17 protein-coding genes, 1 other RNA gene and 1 riboswitch are annotated in these 16,004 nt (G+C 68.0%); of the genes, 9 read left to right on the top strand and 9 right to left on the bottom strand.

Annotated elements, in window-relative coordinates; genetic code table 11:
* Window positions 1-24: 24 nt before the first annotated feature.
* Window positions 25-822: an ABC transporter ATP-binding protein gene (locus EX20_RS02555; protein WP_034192611.1), complete on the bottom strand. Its 798-nt coding sequence runs from the start codon at window positions 820-822 to the stop codon at window positions 25-27.
* Window positions 819-1,817: a FecCD family ABC transporter permease gene (locus EX20_RS02560; RefSeq protein WP_011885728.1), complete on the bottom strand. Its 999-nt coding sequence runs from the start codon at window positions 1,815-1,817 to the stop codon at window positions 819-821. Before EX20_RS02560 ends, EX20_RS02555 begins: the two co-directional genes overlap by 4 nt.
* Window positions 1,818-2,297: 480 nt before the next feature.
* A riboswitch (cobalamin riboswitch) is annotated at window positions 2,298-2,552 on the bottom strand.
* A gap of 165 nt (window positions 2,553-2,717) precedes the next feature.
* Between EX20_RS02560 and EX20_RS02565 the strand changes: the two genes are divergently transcribed.
* The 5 genes from EX20_RS02565 (at window position 2,718) to EX20_RS02580 (ending at window position 5,106) form a co-directional block, all read left to right on the top strand.
* Window positions 2,718-3,068, top strand: coding sequence for a hypothetical protein (locus tag EX20_RS02565; protein ID WP_011885729.1), 351 nt, complete (start codon window positions 2,718-2,720; stop codon window positions 3,066-3,068).
* Window positions 3,065-3,379, top strand: a complete 315-nt coding sequence (locus EX20_RS02570; RefSeq protein WP_011885730.1) for a cell division protein ZapA — start codon at window positions 3,065-3,067, stop codon at window positions 3,377-3,379. The genes EX20_RS02565 and EX20_RS02570 overlap by 4 nt, the downstream gene beginning before the upstream one ends.
* A gap of 92 nt (window positions 3,380-3,471) precedes the next feature.
* A non-coding RNA gene (ssrS, locus tag EX20_RS30135) (6S RNA) lies at window positions 3,472-3,653 on the top strand.
* Between the two features lie 70 nt (window positions 3,654-3,723).
* On the top strand, window positions 3,724-4,185 hold the full coding sequence (locus tag EX20_RS02575; protein WP_011885731.1) for an EVE domain-containing protein: 462 nt from the start codon (window positions 3,724-3,726) through the stop codon (window positions 4,183-4,185).
* Between the two features lie 180 nt (window positions 4,186-4,365).
* Window positions 4,366-5,106, top strand: a complete 741-nt coding sequence (locus tag EX20_RS02580; protein WP_011885732.1) for an SIMPL domain-containing protein — start codon at window positions 4,366-4,368, stop codon at window positions 5,104-5,106.
* Between the two features lie 139 nt (window positions 5,107-5,245).
* On the opposite strand, the gene lgt is transcribed toward EX20_RS02580, so the two are convergent.
* A complete protein-coding gene (gene lgt, locus EX20_RS02585; protein ID WP_034192612.1) occupies window positions 5,246-6,136 on the bottom strand; it encodes a prolipoprotein diacylglyceryl transferase in 891 nt (296 codons plus the stop codon).
* A 647-nt stretch (window positions 6,137-6,783) separates the two neighbouring features.
* Here lgt and EX20_RS02595 point away from each other — a divergent pair.
* Entirely contained in the window at window positions 6,784-7,113 is a 330-nt protein-coding gene (locus EX20_RS02595) for a c-type cytochrome (protein WP_011885733.1), read from the top strand.
* Window positions 7,114-7,258: 145 nt separating this feature from the next.
* Here EX20_RS02595 and EX20_RS02600 read toward each other — a convergent pair whose 3' ends face one another.
* The 3 genes from EX20_RS02600 to EX20_RS02610 are packed head-to-tail and all read right to left on the bottom strand — an operon-like array spanning window position 7,259 to window position 9,996.
* Window positions 7,259-8,008 carry a DUF2486 family protein gene (locus EX20_RS02600; protein ID WP_034192614.1) on the bottom strand — a complete coding sequence of 250 codons (750 nt, stop codon included), beginning with the start codon at window positions 8,006-8,008 and terminating at the stop codon, window positions 7,259-7,261.
* A 25-nt stretch (window positions 8,009-8,033) separates the two neighbouring features.
* Window positions 8,034-8,450 (bottom strand): DNA polymerase III subunit chi, encoded by a 417-nt coding sequence (locus EX20_RS02605; RefSeq protein ID WP_011885735.1) that lies wholly within the window; start codon window positions 8,448-8,450, stop codon window positions 8,034-8,036.
* A 34-nt stretch (window positions 8,451-8,484) separates the two neighbouring features.
* Window positions 8,485-9,996: a leucyl aminopeptidase gene (locus EX20_RS02610; protein WP_011885736.1), complete on the bottom strand. Its 1,512-nt coding sequence runs from the start codon at window positions 9,994-9,996 to the stop codon at window positions 8,485-8,487.
* Between the two features lie 122 nt (window positions 9,997-10,118).
* On the opposite strand from EX20_RS02610, the gene lptF reads away from it, so the two are divergent.
* From lptF to EX20_RS02625, 3 genes are read left to right on the top strand one after another with little or no spacing between them, the layout of a single operon-like run.
* Window positions 10,119-11,210, top strand: coding sequence for an LPS export ABC transporter permease LptF (gene lptF / locus EX20_RS02615; RefSeq protein ID WP_034192615.1), 1,092 nt, complete (start codon window positions 10,119-10,121; stop codon window positions 11,208-11,210).
* Window positions 11,211-11,213: 3 nt separating this feature from the next.
* Complete coding sequence (lptG, locus tag EX20_RS02620; protein ID WP_034192616.1) at window positions 11,214-12,362, top strand: LPS export ABC transporter permease LptG; 1,149 nt, start codon at window positions 11,214-11,216, stop codon at window positions 12,360-12,362.
* A gap of 25 nt (window positions 12,363-12,387) precedes the next feature.
* Window positions 12,388-12,771 carry a sirohydrochlorin chelatase gene (locus EX20_RS02625; RefSeq protein WP_034192617.1) on the top strand — a complete coding sequence of 128 codons (384 nt, stop codon included), beginning with the start codon at window positions 12,388-12,390 and terminating at the stop codon, window positions 12,769-12,771.
* A gap of 79 nt (window positions 12,772-12,850) precedes the next feature.
* Here the strand turns inward: EX20_RS02625 and cobA are convergent, their stop codons facing one another.
* The 3 genes from cobA to cysD form a co-directional block, all read right to left on the bottom strand.
* A complete protein-coding gene (cobA, locus tag EX20_RS02630) occupies window positions 12,851-13,600 on the bottom strand; it encodes a uroporphyrinogen-III C-methyltransferase (RefSeq protein ID WP_011885740.1) in 750 nt (249 codons plus the stop codon).
* Window positions 13,601-13,677: 77 nt separating this feature from the next.
* Complete coding sequence (locus EX20_RS02635) at window positions 13,678-14,994, bottom strand: sulfate adenylyltransferase subunit 1 (protein WP_011885741.1); 1,317 nt, start codon at window positions 14,992-14,994, stop codon at window positions 13,678-13,680.
* A gap of 22 nt (window positions 14,995-15,016) precedes the next feature.
* Window positions 15,017-15,979 (bottom strand): sulfate adenylyltransferase subunit CysD, encoded by a 963-nt coding sequence (gene cysD / locus EX20_RS02640; RefSeq protein WP_034192618.1) that lies wholly within the window; start codon window positions 15,977-15,979, stop codon window positions 15,017-15,019.
* Window positions 15,980-16,004: the final 25 nt, after the last annotated feature.

Consider the following 16,004-nt stretch of genomic DNA (forward strand, 5'->3'; position numbering starts at 1 on the left):
CGCGTGCGAAAGAAGGAAGGTGGATCATCGTCGCTCGGGCCAGGCCGGCAGCAGCGCGTCGCGGCCGCTCTCGCGAATCAGCACGAGCGGATAGCCGAACGCATCGCTCGCGCGCGCAGGCGTCAGCACGTCGTGCACGCGGCCCGCCCACGCATGGCCGCGGCCGTCGAGCAACAGCGCGTGAGTCGCGAAGCGGCGCGCGAGATTCAGGTCGTGACACGAAAACAGCACCGTGCGCGGGCCTGCGTCGACCCACGCGGTGAGCGCGGTCAGCGCGTCGATCTGGTGATGCAGGTCGAGATGCGCGAGCGGTTCGTCGAGCAGCAGCAGCGGCGCGTCCTGACACAGCGTCGCAGCCAGCGCGACGCGCTGCCGCTCGCCGCCCGACAGCGACAGTACGTCGCGCGAGGCGAGCGCGGCGAGCCCGAACGTCGCGAGCGCATCGCGCGCCGCGGCGCGGTCGCCGTCGCGCTCCCATCCCCAGCCGCCCAGATAGGGGAAACGGTTCAGCAAAACCGTATCGAACACCGTCGCGCTGAACGCGTCGTGCAGTTGCTGCGGCATCAGCGCGCGGCGGCGTGCGAGTTGCTCGGGCTGCCATGCCGCGAGCGGCCGGCCGTCGTACTCGACGTGCCCGCCGGCCGGCTGCTGCAAACCCGCGAGCGTCGCGAGCAGCGTCGTCTTGCCGGCGCCGTTCGGCCCGGCGACGCACCAGATCTCGCCCGGCCGGAACGCCTGCGTGAAGCCGTCGAGCAGCGTCCGCTCGCCGGCCTCGAGCGTGAGCGCGAGCGCCGTGCAATCCGCGTCGGCAGCGTGCGTCATCGCGGCGGCCTCCTCAGCAGCATCCACAGGAACACCGGGACGCCGATCAATGCGGTCATCACGCCGACCGGCAATTGCGCGGGCGCGATCGCGGTGCGCGCGAGCAGGTCGGCCGCCATCACGCCGCCGCCGCCCGCGAGCATCGCGGCCGGCAGCAGCATGCGCTGGTCGTTGCCGAACGCGAGCCGCAGCGCATGCGGTACGACGAGGCCGACGAAGCCGATCGTGCCGGCCGTCGTCACCGCGGCCGCGGCGGCCAGCGACGCGACCAGGTAAATGCGCACGCGCACGCGCGCGACCGGCACGCCGAGCGCCAGCGCGGTCGCGTCGCCGCGCAACATCACGTTCAGCTGCGGCGCGGCCGGCAGCGCCGCCGCGGCGGCGAGCAGCAACGCGCCCCATGCGAACCACGGCGCGCTCACGCCGCTCAGGTCGCCGGTCAGCCAGAAGATGATGCCGCGCAGCCGCGCGTCGGGCGCGAGCGACAGCAGCAGCGTGACGAGCGCGCCCCACCCGGCCGCAATCACGACGCCGGTAAGGAGCAGCCGCGGCGATGCATCGCGCGAGTCGCCGCGCCGCAATTCGCGGCGCGCCAGGCCGAGCACGAGCGTGACCGACACGAGCGCGCCCGCGAACGCGCATGCATCGACGAGCCACCACGCGGCGCCGGCGATCATCGCGACGAGCGCGAAGCCGGCCGCGCCGCCTGACACGCCGAGCACGTACGGTTCCGCGAGCGGGTTGCGCAGCAGCACCTGCAGCAGCGCGCCGGCCAGCGCGAGCAGCGCGCCGCACGCGAAACCCGCGAGCGCGCGCGGCAAGCGCAACGTGCGCACGATGTCGGCGAACAGCGCGTCGCCGCCGTGCGACACGAGCGATGCGAGCGCCTGCCACGGCGACATCGGCACACTGCCGATCGACAGCGACGCGACGAACAGCAGCGCCACCACGCCGGCGAGCGTGGTCCAGATCGCGACGGCACGCGCGGCATTCATGCGCCGCATCCGACGAGGGTCGAGCAGCGGCACACGCGCGTGGCGCTGCGGTGAGACGAACGCATGACGGAGATTGCGTTGCGCCGAGGCGAACGCCGAACGGACGTCGCGCTGCGACGTGTCGAACCGATGTGCAGGTTGCCGGCCCCCGTACGGCGAGTTGCTGCGCCGCACTTCGGCGACGCCGGCCCGTGACGGTCGAGATCCATCGAACGGCCGGTCCGCGCGCACGGCGTCGCGCGCACGCTCGCGCCTCGCGCGCTTGCCGGTCGTGCGGCATCGCGCTCGCGTGCGAGGCCGCCGCACTCGCCGAACTCGCCGAGCCCGGCGCAGCCGCACTGGCCGCACGCAACGTGACGGCGGCACACGGCACGCGGCGGCATGCGCAGCGTCGTGCGAATGATTGGGGTCGGCATCGAAGACAGTTCCCGTGAAGCGCTGCGCACCCTGCTTCCCCGCAGCGCGCGCGTCATGAAGCCCGACGGGCTCCTCGTCTCGGCCGGTATCCGGGCTGACGGCGTGCCGGCTCGCCTTCCCGCGCGCATCGCGCGCAGTGGCCCGCGCCCGCATGCGCAAGCTGCATGCGAAACGCGCCCGAGCCGGCCTGCGTCGTACGACGCGGCCGCTTACCGTTGCGGGGGCAGCGCAGGTTGGCGAGCTCCTGGCGAAGCGCCCGCCCTGCTTCCCGTTTAACCGCGCGACGCACGCGCGAGCACCGAGGCCGCGCCAGTTTAGGAGCGGGCCGCGCGAGCGTCAAGAAAGCGTCGGCACGCACGCGGCGCATGCGTCGGATGCGCATATTCGCGGCAAGAAGCCGGGGTGTTACGACTGGAAACGTTACAGATGTCGGAAAGCGGGGTATTCCGCGCTAAAATGCTGGGTCTTTAGAGGACGCAGCAGATGCTCAACGAACTCGAAACCTTATCTCAAAATATTGGCCGTCTGATTTCGCTGAACAAGCGCTATCACTCGGAACGGCTCGCGCTCGAGGAGCAGGTCACGCAATTGCGCGCGGACGCGGACACGGTCCGTGCGGAACTCGCGCAGCTGCGCGAAGAACGCAATGCGCTTGCGGCCGAGCGCGACACGCTGTCGGCAAAGATCGACGACGCCCAGGTCAAACTGAACGCGATCCTCGAGAAGCTGCCGCGCACGAAGAGCGTGGAGCAAGCCGACAACCAGCTCGACCTGCTGGACGGGCAGGCGCGCCCCGATAGCGACGACGCGGCCAGCCACGGAGAACATGCATGAGCACCAAGCAGATCGAAGTCTCGATTCTCGGTCAGCCGTATCGGCTCGCTTGTTCGGCCGAGACCGAAGCGGCGCTGCTCGAGGCCGTCGCGCGCGTCGATGCCGAAATGTCGAAGATCCGCGCGAACAGCTCGGTGCGCGGCACCGATCGCATCGCGGTGATGGCCGCGCTGTCGCTCGCGTCCGAATTGCTGCGGCTGCAAACGAGCGTGCGGCACGGTGAAGCATTTCCGGCCGAGGAAATCCGTCGTACAATGCACCAGATGAACGAACAGCTCGGCGCTGTGCTCGCACAGCACGAGACGCAGTAACAAGCGCAGTAACGTTTGATTGTTGTGTCGATTCCCCTTGATCTCGGCGATCAACGGTGTTCAAATTGGCGCAACGAAACACAGTTTAGTCAGCTTCCCTGCCTGGTTCGCCAAGGTCATATATTCCTTGAACCAATGCCATGTGCACGGTTGCGGAAATTTGTAGCACGGGCGCGCGCGTCACTCTGTCTGATGTACCCGATGTGCTGCTAACTGCGACCAATTCTGAACCCCAGGTTCAGGATGCCGGCCTAGCGGCCAAGGCGGGGGCCTATTCAACGGCATCGGGCTTGTCCCGATGCCGTTTCCTTTTGCAACAGCCCTTTCTGCGTCGATCACGATCCATGCAATACTGGCTGATGAAGTCCGAACCGGACGAAGCAAGCATCGACGATCTCGCACACGCACCGCAGCGCTCGCTGCCATGGACCGGCGTGCGCAACTATCAGGCGCGCAACTTCATGCGCGACACGATGAAGATCGGCGACGGCGTGCTGTTCTATCACTCGAGTTGCCCCGAACCGGGCATCGCGGGCCTCGCCGAAGTTGCATCGGCGCCCTACCCCGACCCGACCCAGTTCGATCCGAAGAGCCCGTATTACGACCCGAAGTCGACGCACGAAACGCCGCGCTGGCTGCTCGTCGACGTGCGCTTCGTGAAGAAGTCGGCGCTCGTGCCGCTCGCCGCGCTGCGCGAACACGACGAGCTCGCCGACATGCGCGTGCTCGCGCGCGGCAACCGGCTGTCGATCACGCCGGTCACGCGCGCCGAATGGCGCTTCATCACCGAAAGGCTGATGAAGTAGTCGCGCATCGAAGGTCAAATCCGGTCAGAACGCGCGGCCGTCGAGGAACTCGCGGCGCGCTTGCGCAGCCTAAGCAACGGCCGTCGCCCGAACGGGCCGACGGCCGTTTTTTCGTCGCGCGGTACGCCCGCGTCGCGCACGCGCGATCCGCATGCGCGCTCTCGCACAAGGAGTCCAACAATGACCAAGAAATCCGCTCTCGCGCTGTCGCTCGCGCTCGCCGCCGCCGTGCCCGTCGCGCTGACGCTCGCGTCGCCGGCCGCGCACGCACAAACCGCCAACCCGCATTTTCCGGAGCCGGCCGGCGTGCTGTCGCTGTCGTCGCAGGCGAGCGCCGACGTGCCGCAAGACATCATCCACATCACGCTGTTCTACGAACAGCAGGCCAAGGACGCCGGTAGCCTGACGGCTACGCTGAACCAGCGCGCCGACGCCGCGCTCGCGCAGGCGAAGGGCGTGTCGGGCGTCACCGCGCATACCGGTGCGTTCTCCGTCTATCCGAGCACCGATCGCGACGGCAAGATTTCCGCATGGCGCGGCCGCACGGAAGTCGTGCTCGAGTCGCGCGACTTCGCGGCCGCGTCGAAGCTCGCGGGCCAGCTGTCGAACCAGATGCAGATCGCGAACGTCGAATTCTCGCTGTCGCCCGAAGCGCAGCGCGCGGCCGAGCAGAAGCTGACGACCGAAGCGATCAAGTCGTTCCGCACACGCGCGGACGAAGCCGCGAAGGCGTTCGGCTACAGCAGCTACTCGATCCGCGACGTGAACGTCGGCGGCAGCCGCAACGTGCAGCCGTATCCGCGCATGATGGCGATGGCCGCGGCGCCGATGGACAACGCGAAGATGAGCGCGCCGATTTCCGTCGAAGGCGGCAAGGCCACCGTGTCGGTCACGGTCAACGGTTCGGTGCAGATGAAGTAAGCACGAAGCAACGCGCGGCGCGCAACGCCGCGCAGATGCGAAAACGCCGGCCCTCGGGCCGGCGTTTTTCGTTCGAGCATCTGCATTGCGACGAGCACGTGTGGCGAACCCGTCGGCGTGGCGTCACGCGGCATGCATGTCACGCAGCCGCATTCGCTCCACGGCGACGATACGCCCACACCAGCATCGCGATGCCGGCGACGATCATCGGCAGCGACAGCCATTGCCCCATCGACAGGCCGAGCGCGAGCAGGCCGAGGAAATCGTCGGGCTCGCGGGCGAACTCGACGGTGAAGCGCGCGAGGCCGTAACCGATCAGGAACAGCGCCGACACCGCCCCCATCGGCCGTGGCTTGCGCGAGAAGAAGAACAGCACGAAGAACAGCACGACGCCTTCGAGCGCGATTTCATAGAGCTGCGAAGGATGGCGCGGCAGCATCTGGTACTGCATGAACACGTCGGCGAGATGCCACTTCTCGACGAGCGCCGGGTGCTTCGGCAGCCATGCGGCGTCGTCGCGCATCGCGCCCGGGAACAGCATCGCCCACGGCGCGCTCGGATCGGTCACGCGGCCCCACAGCTCGCCGTTGATGAAGTTGCCGAGCCGCCCGGCCGCAAGCCCGGTCGGCACCATCGGCGCGACGAAGTCGGTCACTTGCAGCCAGTGCCGCTTGCGCTGCCATGCGAACAGGATCATCGCGAGCGTCACGCCGAGAAAGCCGCCGTGAAACGACATCCCGCCTTCCCATACCTTGAATATGTCGAGCGGGTGCGACAGGTAGAAGTCGGCCTTGTAGAACAGCACGTAGCCGAGCCGGCCGCCGAGCACGGTGCCGAGCACGCCGTAGAACATCATGTCGTCGATGTCCTTCGCGGTCCAGCCCTGCGCCGCGACGTGCGGCAGCTTCAGGCGGACCCGGCCGACGACGATCGCCGCGATGAAGCCGACGAGATACATGAGGCCGTACCAGCGCACGGCCAGCGGGCCGAGATGGATCGCTACGGGGTCGAAATTCGGGTGAATGATCATGAGTTCGCGATGAAGTTTTCGAATGCGGTACGGCTCGCACAGGGCACGCACCGCGCGTTGGACGGCGCCGACGCGCCATCGTTCGCATCGCGCGGCGACTCCGTGCACGCGTGACATCGACGAAGCGGGCGAGCACCGCGCCGACGTCACCGGCGCACCACACGAGCCGCGCGTCGACGACCGGCGCGTCGAGCACGCCGGTGCGCCGCAGGTTACGCAGCGACTGCGGCATCCGTGCGACATCCAGGCCGGCCGACACGAGGCTGACGATCGTCTGCATCTGAATCGCCTGCGGGTCGATCGGCGGGTTTGCCCGGCTGCACCGTAGCAGGCCGTAATGATGTCATAAAAGCCGGGTGCCAAACGAAGCCGGGAGATCACGCGTCGCGACGCGGCGAGGTCGGTCGAGCGCACTGGCCCTTCGGCTTCGGCTTCGTCAGCGCCGGCGGCAGGCGCCGCGCCCACCGACCTCGCCATCACGGCCACCTCGCCCGCCATACCGCAGCGCGACAACCGTCACGATACAGCGCACCGTACCTGCGACCGCGTAGCGCGCCCCGACTCGGGAAACGCGCAAAACGCGCGTTCCCTTTGCTCTTATAATGCGCGGACCGTGAAGCCGGCCGTTCGCGCCGGCGGAGGACTGCATGAAACAGACGATATCCGCCGCGCTGCTCGCGGCGCTGTTGGCGGCCGGCGCAGCGGCGGCGCACGCCGAGCCGGCCGGCGACGGGCTCGCACTCGCGCAACGCAAGAACTGCATGGCGTGCCACGCGGTCAACAAGCCACTGATGGGTCCGTCATTCCGCGACATCGCCGGCAAGTACGCGGCGCGCGCCGATGCGGCCGACTACCTCGCGCAGTCGATCGTGAAGGGCAGCGTCGGTGTGTGGAGCGGCGTGCCGATGCCCGCCAATACGCAGCTCACGAGCGCCGAAGCGCACACGCTCGCGCAATGGGTGCTGTCGCTGCGTTAACGCAATTCCGGGCACAACCCGGCGCGCGCGGCGGCGTCGTGCGACGCGGGCCGCTCCGGCACGCCGCCGCGCAGCAGGCCGCGCGCGTCATCCTAGCCGCGCAGCGCGTTACCCGAAACGACTACACACGCCGCGTGCCGGCCTCTCAGCCCGAATGACCGGCGCGGCGACGATCGATCTCTTCGTCGACCGCGTCACGCACCCATTCCATCACTTCGGTTTCCAACGCAAGCGCGACTTCGCGCGTGATCTGGCCGACCAGCCAGGCCGTGTGGTCGTGCAGCGCGTCGCGACAGCGCGCCTCGATCGCGTCGCGCCCGGCACCGGTCAAATAGTTCGTGAGCCGGTTGCGCAAACGCTCGGCGATATGCTGCGCGTCCTCGGGCGTCAGCGCCGCCGCGGCGGCGGGCGCGCCCAGCGGCGGCGGCGACGCGTCGGCCGGTCGATCCGCGAGCGCCGCGGCAGCGGCCGCAGCCGGCACGAGTGCCTGCGGCAGTGTCGCGTCGTCGAGCGGCGCCGCGGCGAGCTCGGGCTGCGACGGCGCATCGTCCGCCAGGACCGAGCGCAGCGGCGCCGGCGTGGCGGCCGCTTCCTCGGCCACCACGTGCCCGGCCGCGGCCGGTTGCGCCGGCGCATCGCTGTCGCCGGGCAGCTCGACGGTCGGCAGATACGGCGTCGGCACCGGCTCGACGATCACCGCCTCGGCGCCCGCCGTGTCGTGATCGAGCGCGTCGAACGCTGCCGTTCGGCCGCGCGCAATCGTGTCGTTCAGCACCGGAATGTCGGCATCGTCGCGCGATCGTGCGTCGCCCACTGACGGCGCGGCCGGCACCGGCTTGCCGGGCACCAGCACGTCGGTCAGCGTCGGGATCGAGAATGGTTCGGCTTGTGTCACGGGAACGCTCCGTCGCCGGTTTCGGCTAGCTGCCCTGCTTGTAATTGTTCAGCGCGTATCCGCGATCGCGGTAGAAGCGGTAGCGGTCGCGGCCCGCAGCCAGCTCGTCGGGCGCGTTGCCGACCACTTCGAGCAGGCGCTCGAAGCGCGCGAACTGCGCGGGCACCGTCGCGCCGAGGTTCAGCAGCACCTGATGATGCGGCGCCTGGTCGAGATCGGCGGTGAGCAGAATCGGCGTGGCGGCCGCGTGCGGGCTGTCCACGCTGCAGTGCGGGATGAAGTCGAGCGGCGAAAAGGTCCACAACCGCTCGTCGAGCGCGCGCAGGCGCGCGGCTTCGGCGAGCACGACGACCGGCTGCCCGGCCTGATAGGCCTTGCGCAGCAGCCGGCATGCATACGCGAGCGAATCGCCGACGTTCGAATGGAAATCGATTCGCGTCATTGCCCGCTCGCCCGCATCGTCGTGTGACCGGCCATCACTGCCCGGCGCGGTCGATCAGGAATTGCGCGAGCAACGGCACCGGACGGCCCGTCGCGCCCTTCGCCGCGCCGCTCTTCCATGCGGTGCCGGCGATGTCCAGGTGCGCCCACGGGTAGCTTTCGGTGAAGCGCGACAGGAAGCACGCCGCCGTCACGGCGCCGGCCGGCCGGCCGCCGATGTTCGCGATATCGGCGAAATTCGACTTCAGCTGATCCTGGTACTCGTCGTCGAGCGGCATGCGCCACGCCGCATCGTTCGCTTCGCGCGATGCGTCGAGCAGTTCGCCCGCGAGCGCATCGTCCTTCGAGAACAGGCCGCTGTTGTGGCCGCCGAGCGCGATCACGCACGCGCCCGTGAGGGTCGCCACGTCGATCACCGCGGCCGGCTTGAAGCGCTCCGCATAGGTGAGCGCGTCGCACAGGATCAGACGGCCTTCGGCGTCGGTGTTCAGCACTTCGATCGTCAGGCCCTTCATGCTCGTGACGATGTCGCCCGGCTTCGTCGCGTTGCCGCCCGGCATGTTCTCGCAGGTCGGCACGATCGCGACGACGTTGATCTTCAGGCCCATTTCGGCGACCGCACGCATCGTGCCGAGCACCGAACCGGCGCCGCACATGTCGTACTTCATCTCGTCCATGCCTTCGCCCGGCTTCAGCGAGATGCCGCCGGTGTCGAACGTGATGCCCTTGCCCACCAGCACGACCGGCGCGGCCTTCGCCGCGGCGCCCTGGTAGTGCAGCACGATGAACTGCGGCGGCTCGACGGATGCGCGCGCGACCGACAGGAACGAGCCCATCTTCAGCGCCTGGATCTGCTTGAGCCCGAGCACCTCGGCCTTCAGGCCCCAATCCTTCGCGAGCTTCTTCGCGGTGTTGCCGAGATAGGTCGGCGTGCACACGTTGCCCGGCAGATTGCCCAGATCGCGCGTGAGGTCCATCCCGTTGGCCAGCGCGACGGCCTGCTTCGCCGCGAGCTTCGCCGCCTTTTCGTCGGACGGATCGACGCTGAACACGACGCGCTTGAGCGCGTGCGACGCCGGCTCCGGCTTGCTCTTCATCTGCGTGAAGCGGTACGTTTCGTTGCGCAGCGCGAGAATCGCGGCGCGCACGCCCCAGTCGGAGCCGCGCTCGTCGACCGGCAGCTGCGCGAGCGTGAACGTGACCTGCCCGACCTTGGTCGCCAGCAGCGCGCGCCATGCGGCCGTAGCCGCATCGTTATAGGCTTTCTGATTGAAAGCATCCTGCTTGCCGAGACCGACCAGCAGCACGCGCGATGCGCCGATCCCCGAGACCTCCGGCAGGAACAGCGTCTTGCCGCGCTTGCCGTCCATGTCGCCGGCCTTCACCACGCGCGAGATCAGCCCCTTGGTGGCCGTATCGATGTCGAGCGCCGCGCCCGAAAGAGTTTGCGCCTCGAAGATGCCGAGTACGATGCAATCGGACTTCCCGGTCAGGAACCCCTTGGCCTCGCCTTTGCTCCAATCACAGCCTTTTATGCTAAAGTCCATCGCGCTTGTCCTCGGATAAAATCTGGGCTAAGGATGAAAGCCGCAATTATCCGCTATTTTTCCCGTGGCGGCGCGAGCGCTCCACCACGCGTGCGCAGCCTCCCGCCCTCTTCTCATCAAGAATGATCTTCGAACGCTCCCTCCAGCGCGAGCTTGCGTATACGGCTGGCGCCGTGTTCATGGTGCTGCTCACGATCATGCTCACGACGATGATGATCCGCATCGTCGGCTACGCCGCGTCCGGCGAAATCGATCCGCGGGACGTGCTCGTGCTGATCGGCCTGACCGTGATCGGCTATCTCGCGGTGATGCTCGTCGTCACGCTGTTCGTGTCGATCCTGTTCGTGCTGACCCGGTGGTACCGGGACTCCGAAATGGTCGTCTGGCTCGCGTCGGGCGTCAGCCTCACGCGCCTGATCAAGCCGATCGGCGTGTTCGCGACGCCGATCATCCTGCTGATCGCGTTCTTCGCGTTCGTCGGCTGGCCGTGGTCGAACCAGCAGAGCAAGATGATCAAGGCGCGCTTCCAGCAGCGCGACGAAATCTCGCTGCTCGCGCCGGGCCAGTTCCGCGAATCGGCGTCGAACCATCGCGTGTTCTTCATCGAAAAAATGTCGCCGGATCAGAGCAAGGTCCAGAACGTGTTCGTCACGTCGACGGAGAACGGCAAGGTCAACGTCGTCGTGTCGCACGCGGGCCATACCGAGACGCGCGACGGCGACCGCTTCGTCGTGCTGGAGGACGGCCGCCGCTACGACGGCACGCCGGGCCAGCCGAACTTCAAGATCATGGAGTTCCAGCGTTACGGCGTGAAGATCACGAGCACGCCGGTCACCAACGTGCCGACCACCAACAGCACGCCGACGCCGGAGCTGCTGAGCAACCCGACGCGCAACAACCTCGCCGAGTTCGCATGGCGCGCGGGGCTGCCGCTGATCGCGATCAACCTGATGGTGCTCGGCATTCCGCTGTCGTACCAGAACCCGCGCCGCAGCCGCACGATCAACCTCGTGATGGCCGTGCTGATCTACCTCACCTACTCGAACCTGCTGAACGTCGTGCAGGCGCAGATCGAGCAGGGCAAGATGTCGTTCGGCGTCGGGCTCGTCGGGCTGCATCTGGCCGTCGCGGTGATCGTCGCGGTGATCTTCTGGTTGCGCGTGCGCAATCGCCCGCTGTTTACACGCGCGCTGTTCGGCCGCTCGGGAGCATGATCGATGCGGCTCTATGAAAAGTATTTCGCGCGACAGATCTACGTCACGTTCGTCTTCATCCTGTTCGCGTTCTCGGGGCTGTTCTTCTTCTTCGACCTGATCAGCGAACTGAACTCGGTCGGCCACGGCAATTACAAGTTCGGCTACGCGGTGCTGCGCGTGGCGCTGCAGACGCCGTCGCGCTTCTACGAGATCATCCCGGTCGCCGCGCTGATCAGCGCGATCTACGTGTTCGCGCAGATGGCCGCGAGCTCGGAATTCACGATCTTCCGCGTGTCGGGCCTCGCGACCAACCAGGCGCTGCGCTCGCTGCTGAAGATCGGCGTGCCGCTCGTGATCATCACCTATCTGATCGGCGAATTCGTCGGCCCGTACGCCGACCAGCTGTCGGAGCGCGTGCGATTGCAGGCGCTCGGCGCATCGGTGTCGTCGAACTTCCAGTCGGGCGTGTGGGTGAAGGACACGCTCGCGGCGCGCGAGAACGGCGAGCAGGTCACGCGCTTCGTCAACGTCGGCAGCCTGTCGCCGGATTCGACGATCAGCAACGTGCGCATCTACGAGTTCGATTCGAAATTCCAGCTGCAGAACGTGCGGATCGCGCAGACCGGCCGCTACGAGCCGCCCGGCCACTGGCTGCTCAAGGGCGTGACGGAAACCGAACTGATGCCGATCAAGCCGATCGCCGGTCAGCCGGCCGACGCGCTGAACCCGGTGTACCGGTCGCAGCAGGTGTCGCTGCCCGAATACCGGCTGCGCTCCGATCTGACGCCGCAGATCCTGTCGGTGCTGCTCGTGTCGCCCGAACGGATGTCGCTGATCAACCTGTTCCGCTACATCCAGCATCTGCGCGAGAACCAGCAGGACACGCAGCGCTACGACATCGCGTTGTGGCGCAAGCTGCTCTACCCGTTCGCGGTGTTCGTGATGCTGGTGCTGTCGCTGCCGTTCGCGTACCTGCATACGCGCGCCGGCGTGGTGGGCGTGAAGGTGTTCGGCGGCATCATGCTCGGCATGAGCTTCCAGCTGCTCAACACGCTGTTCTCGCACATCGGCACGCTGAACACGTGGCCCGCGCCGCTCACCGCGGCAACGCCGGGCCTCATCTATCTCGCGCTCGGCCTGTTCGCGCTGAAGTGGGTCGACCGGCACTGAGCGCCGCCACGAGGGAGATCACGACATGAGTTCGCACGGCATCGTCCTGTTCGGTCACGGCGCGCGCGATCCGCGCTGGGCCGAGCCGTTCGAACGGCTCGCCGCGCGGCTGCGCGGAGCCAGCGAACCGGCCGCTCACGTGTCGCTCGCGTTCCTCGAACTGATGACGCCGTCGCTCGACGCGGCCGTCGCCGCGCAGGTCGCGGCGGGATGTACGCGGATCACCGTGGTGCCCGTGTTCTTCGGCCAGGGCGGCCACGTGCGGCGCGACCTGCCGCAGCTGATCGACGCGTGCCGCGCCGCGCATCCGCACCTCGACATCCGCTGCGCGACGGCCGTCGGCGAGGACGACGGCGTGCTCGACGCGATCGCGCGCTACTGCATCGATCAGATCGGCCGCGACGCGTAGCCGAATCGGCGGCATCCAAACAAAAAAGCGCTGGCTTCATCGAAGCCAGCGCTTTTTTTTGCCCGGACGCCAGGTCGATTCACGCGGCGTTGCGCAACGCATCACCCTCGTTCGCGCGCGCGGCGCGTTCGGCGAACGCGTCGCCGATCATCAGCAGGCTCGGTTCGGCCGGATCGAGCCACGACTGCGCGTCGCCCGCGGCCATCTGCGCGAGCGTCAGCGTCAGCGTGCGTTCGCGCGCGGTGCTGCATGCCTCGACGATCGCCACCGGCGTCGCCGGGGCGCGGCCCGCGTCGATCAGCTGCTGCGCGATGCCCGGCGCGCTGTCGCGCCCCATGTAGTAGACGATCGAATCGGCGCGCGCGGCCTCGCGGATCTCGTCGCTGCCGGGCGCGCGGCTGTGCGTCGCGAACGCGACGCTGCGCGACACGCCGCGCAGCGTCAGCGAGCGCTTCAGCGTCGCCGCGCCGGCCAGCGCCGCGGTGATGCCCGGCACGACCTCGTAGTCGATGCCGGCTGCCTCGAGCGCGCGCATTTCTTCTTCGGCGCGACCGAACAGCATCGGGTCGCCGCCCTTCAGACGCACCACGCACGCATGCTCGCGCGCCGCATCGACGATCTGCTTGTTGATGAAGTGCTGCGCGGTCGAACGCTGGCCGCAGCGCTTGCCCACCGCGATGCGGCGCGCGTTCGGCGCGTAGTCGAGCATCGCCGGCTCGACGAGCGCGTCGTGCAGCACGACGTCGGCTTGCTCGAGCAGCCGTGCGCCGCGCACCGTGATGAGGTCCGCGGCGCCCGGCCCTGCTCCGATCAGATACACCTTGCCCATGTTTGTCGCTTCGCTAGTCGTGCCATGGCGGCTCGCGCGCCGCCGCAGAGGCGGCGCGCGGTGCCCCGCAGTGCCCGTTACGCCGAGAAGGCGCGGATCATGCCGGCGGCGACCGTGTGATGCGTCGCCTCGTCGATCAGCACGAACGCGCCCGTGCCCGGATGCGCGTCGTAGGTGTCGCAGACGATCGGCTTCTGCAGCGTCAGCGCGACGCGGCCGATGTCGTTCATCTTCAGTTCCTGACGGTCGGTCGCGTGCGACAGCGTATGCACGTCGAGCACCTCGTTGACCGCGCCGATCTTCGCGAACACCGTGCTGGTGGTCTGCTTCAGCAGGTACTTGCGCTGCGGCGACAGCGGCGTCTCGTCGAACCAGCACAGGTCCGCGTCGAGCTTCTTCGCCGGTACGACCGGCTCGGCTGCCGTCACGAACATGTCGCCGCGCGACACGTCGACGTCTTCGCCAAGGCGGATCGTGACCGTCTGGCCCGCGAACGCGTGCGGGACTGCCGCGGTGCCGCCCGGCACCGGCGCGATGATCTCGGCGATCGTCGCGGTGCGGTTCGACGGCAGCACGACGATCTCGTCGCCGACCTTCACCTCGCCCGATTCGATCCGGCCCATGTAGCCGCGGAAATCGTCGGCCGAGCTGCCGTCCTGGCGCGCGACCCACTGCACCGGGAAGCGCAGCGCGTCATGCGCCTGCGTCTCGACCGGCAGCGATTCGAGCACGTCGAGCAGCGGCTCGCCCGCGTACCACGGCATGCGCTCGCTCGCGCCGACGATGTTGTCGCCCTTGAGCGCCGACACCGGCACGAAGCGCACGTCGGTCAGGCCGAGCTGCTGCGCGAGCGCGACGTACGCGTCGCGGATCTCGTTGAAGCGCGCTTCGCTGTAGTCGACCAGGTCCATCTTGTTGATCGCGACGATCACGTGCTGCAGCGCCAGCAGCTTGACGATCGCGCTGTGGCGTTTCGTCTGCGGCAGCAGCTGCGCGACGCCGTTCTCGATCGTCACGCGCGTCGCGTCGACCAGGATGATCGCCGCGTGCGCGGTCGACGCGCCCGTCACCATGTTGCGCGTGTACTGCTCGTGGCCCGGCGTGTCGGCGATGATGAACTTGCGCTTCGCCGTCGCGAAATAGCGGTACGCGACGTCGATCGTGATGCCCTGCTCGCGCTCGGCCTCGAGCCCGTCGGTCAGCAGCGCGAGGTCGAGCTCGTCGCCGACCGTGCGCTTGTTCTTCGCGCGCGACAGCGCGGACAGCTGGTCCGACAGCACGGCCTTGCTGTCGTACAGCAGGCGGCCGATCAGCGTGCTCTTGCCGTCGTCGACGCTGCCCGCGGTGATGAAACGCAGCACGCCGAGGTCTTCGGTGTTCTCGATGATGCTCATGATGTGAATGTCCTCGTGTGCTTCAGAAATAGCCTTGCTTCTTGCGCTGCTCCATCGCAGCTTCCGACGCCTGATCGTCCATCCGCGTCGCGCCGCGTTCGGTGATCTCGGTCACGGCCGTCTCGGCGATGATCTTCTCGACGTCGTCCGCATCGCTCTCGACCGGGCACGTGCAGCTGATGTCGCCGACCGTGCGGAAGCGCACCTGCGCGAGCTCGCTCGTCTCGCCGTCACGCATCGGCGTGAGCGGCGTGACCGGCACGAGCAGCCCGTTGCGGCGCACGATCTCGCGCTGGTGCGCGTAGTAGATCGACGGCAGTTCGAGGTTTTCGCGGGCGATGTACTGCCACACGTCGAGCTCGGTCCAGTTCGAGATCGGGAACACGCGCAGGTGTTCGCCCTTGTGCAGACGCGCGTTGTACAGGCTCCACAGCTCGGGGCGCTGCGCCTTCGGGTCCCACTGGCCGAATTCGTCGCGGAACGAGAAGATCCGCTCCTTCGCCCGCGCCTTCTCTTCGTCGCGGCGCGCGCCGCCGATCAGCGCCGTGTAGCCGTGCTGCTCGATCGTCTCGAGCAGCGTGACGGCCTGCGCGGCGTTGCGCGAATCGGTTTCGCGGCGCAGCACGACGGTGCCGCGCTTGATCGAATCCTCGACGTGGCCGACCACCAGCTCGGCGCCGAGCTCTTGCGCACGGCGGTCGCGGAAGTCGATCACTTCCTCGTAGTTGTGGCCCGTGTCGATGTGCACGAGCGGGAACGGCAGCGTCGTCTTGCGGTTCGCGCCGAGGCCGAATGCCTTCAGCGCGAGATGCAGCACGACGACCGAATCCTTGCCGCCCGAGAACAACAGCGCCGGCTTGCTGCATTCGGCGACCAGTTCGCGCAGGATGTGGATCGACTCGGCTTCGAGCCAGTCGAGGTGGCCCATGCGGTTGTCGGCACCGGCGGGCGGGGCAAAGGCGGATTGCTCGAGCGTCGTGCTCATGATTTCGGTCCTTCTCTTCTGGGTT

This window comes from Burkholderia sp. WP42, assembly GCF_000745665.1.
Lineage (GTDB): Bacteria > Pseudomonadota > Gammaproteobacteria > Burkholderiales > Burkholderiaceae > Burkholderia > Burkholderia vietnamiensis.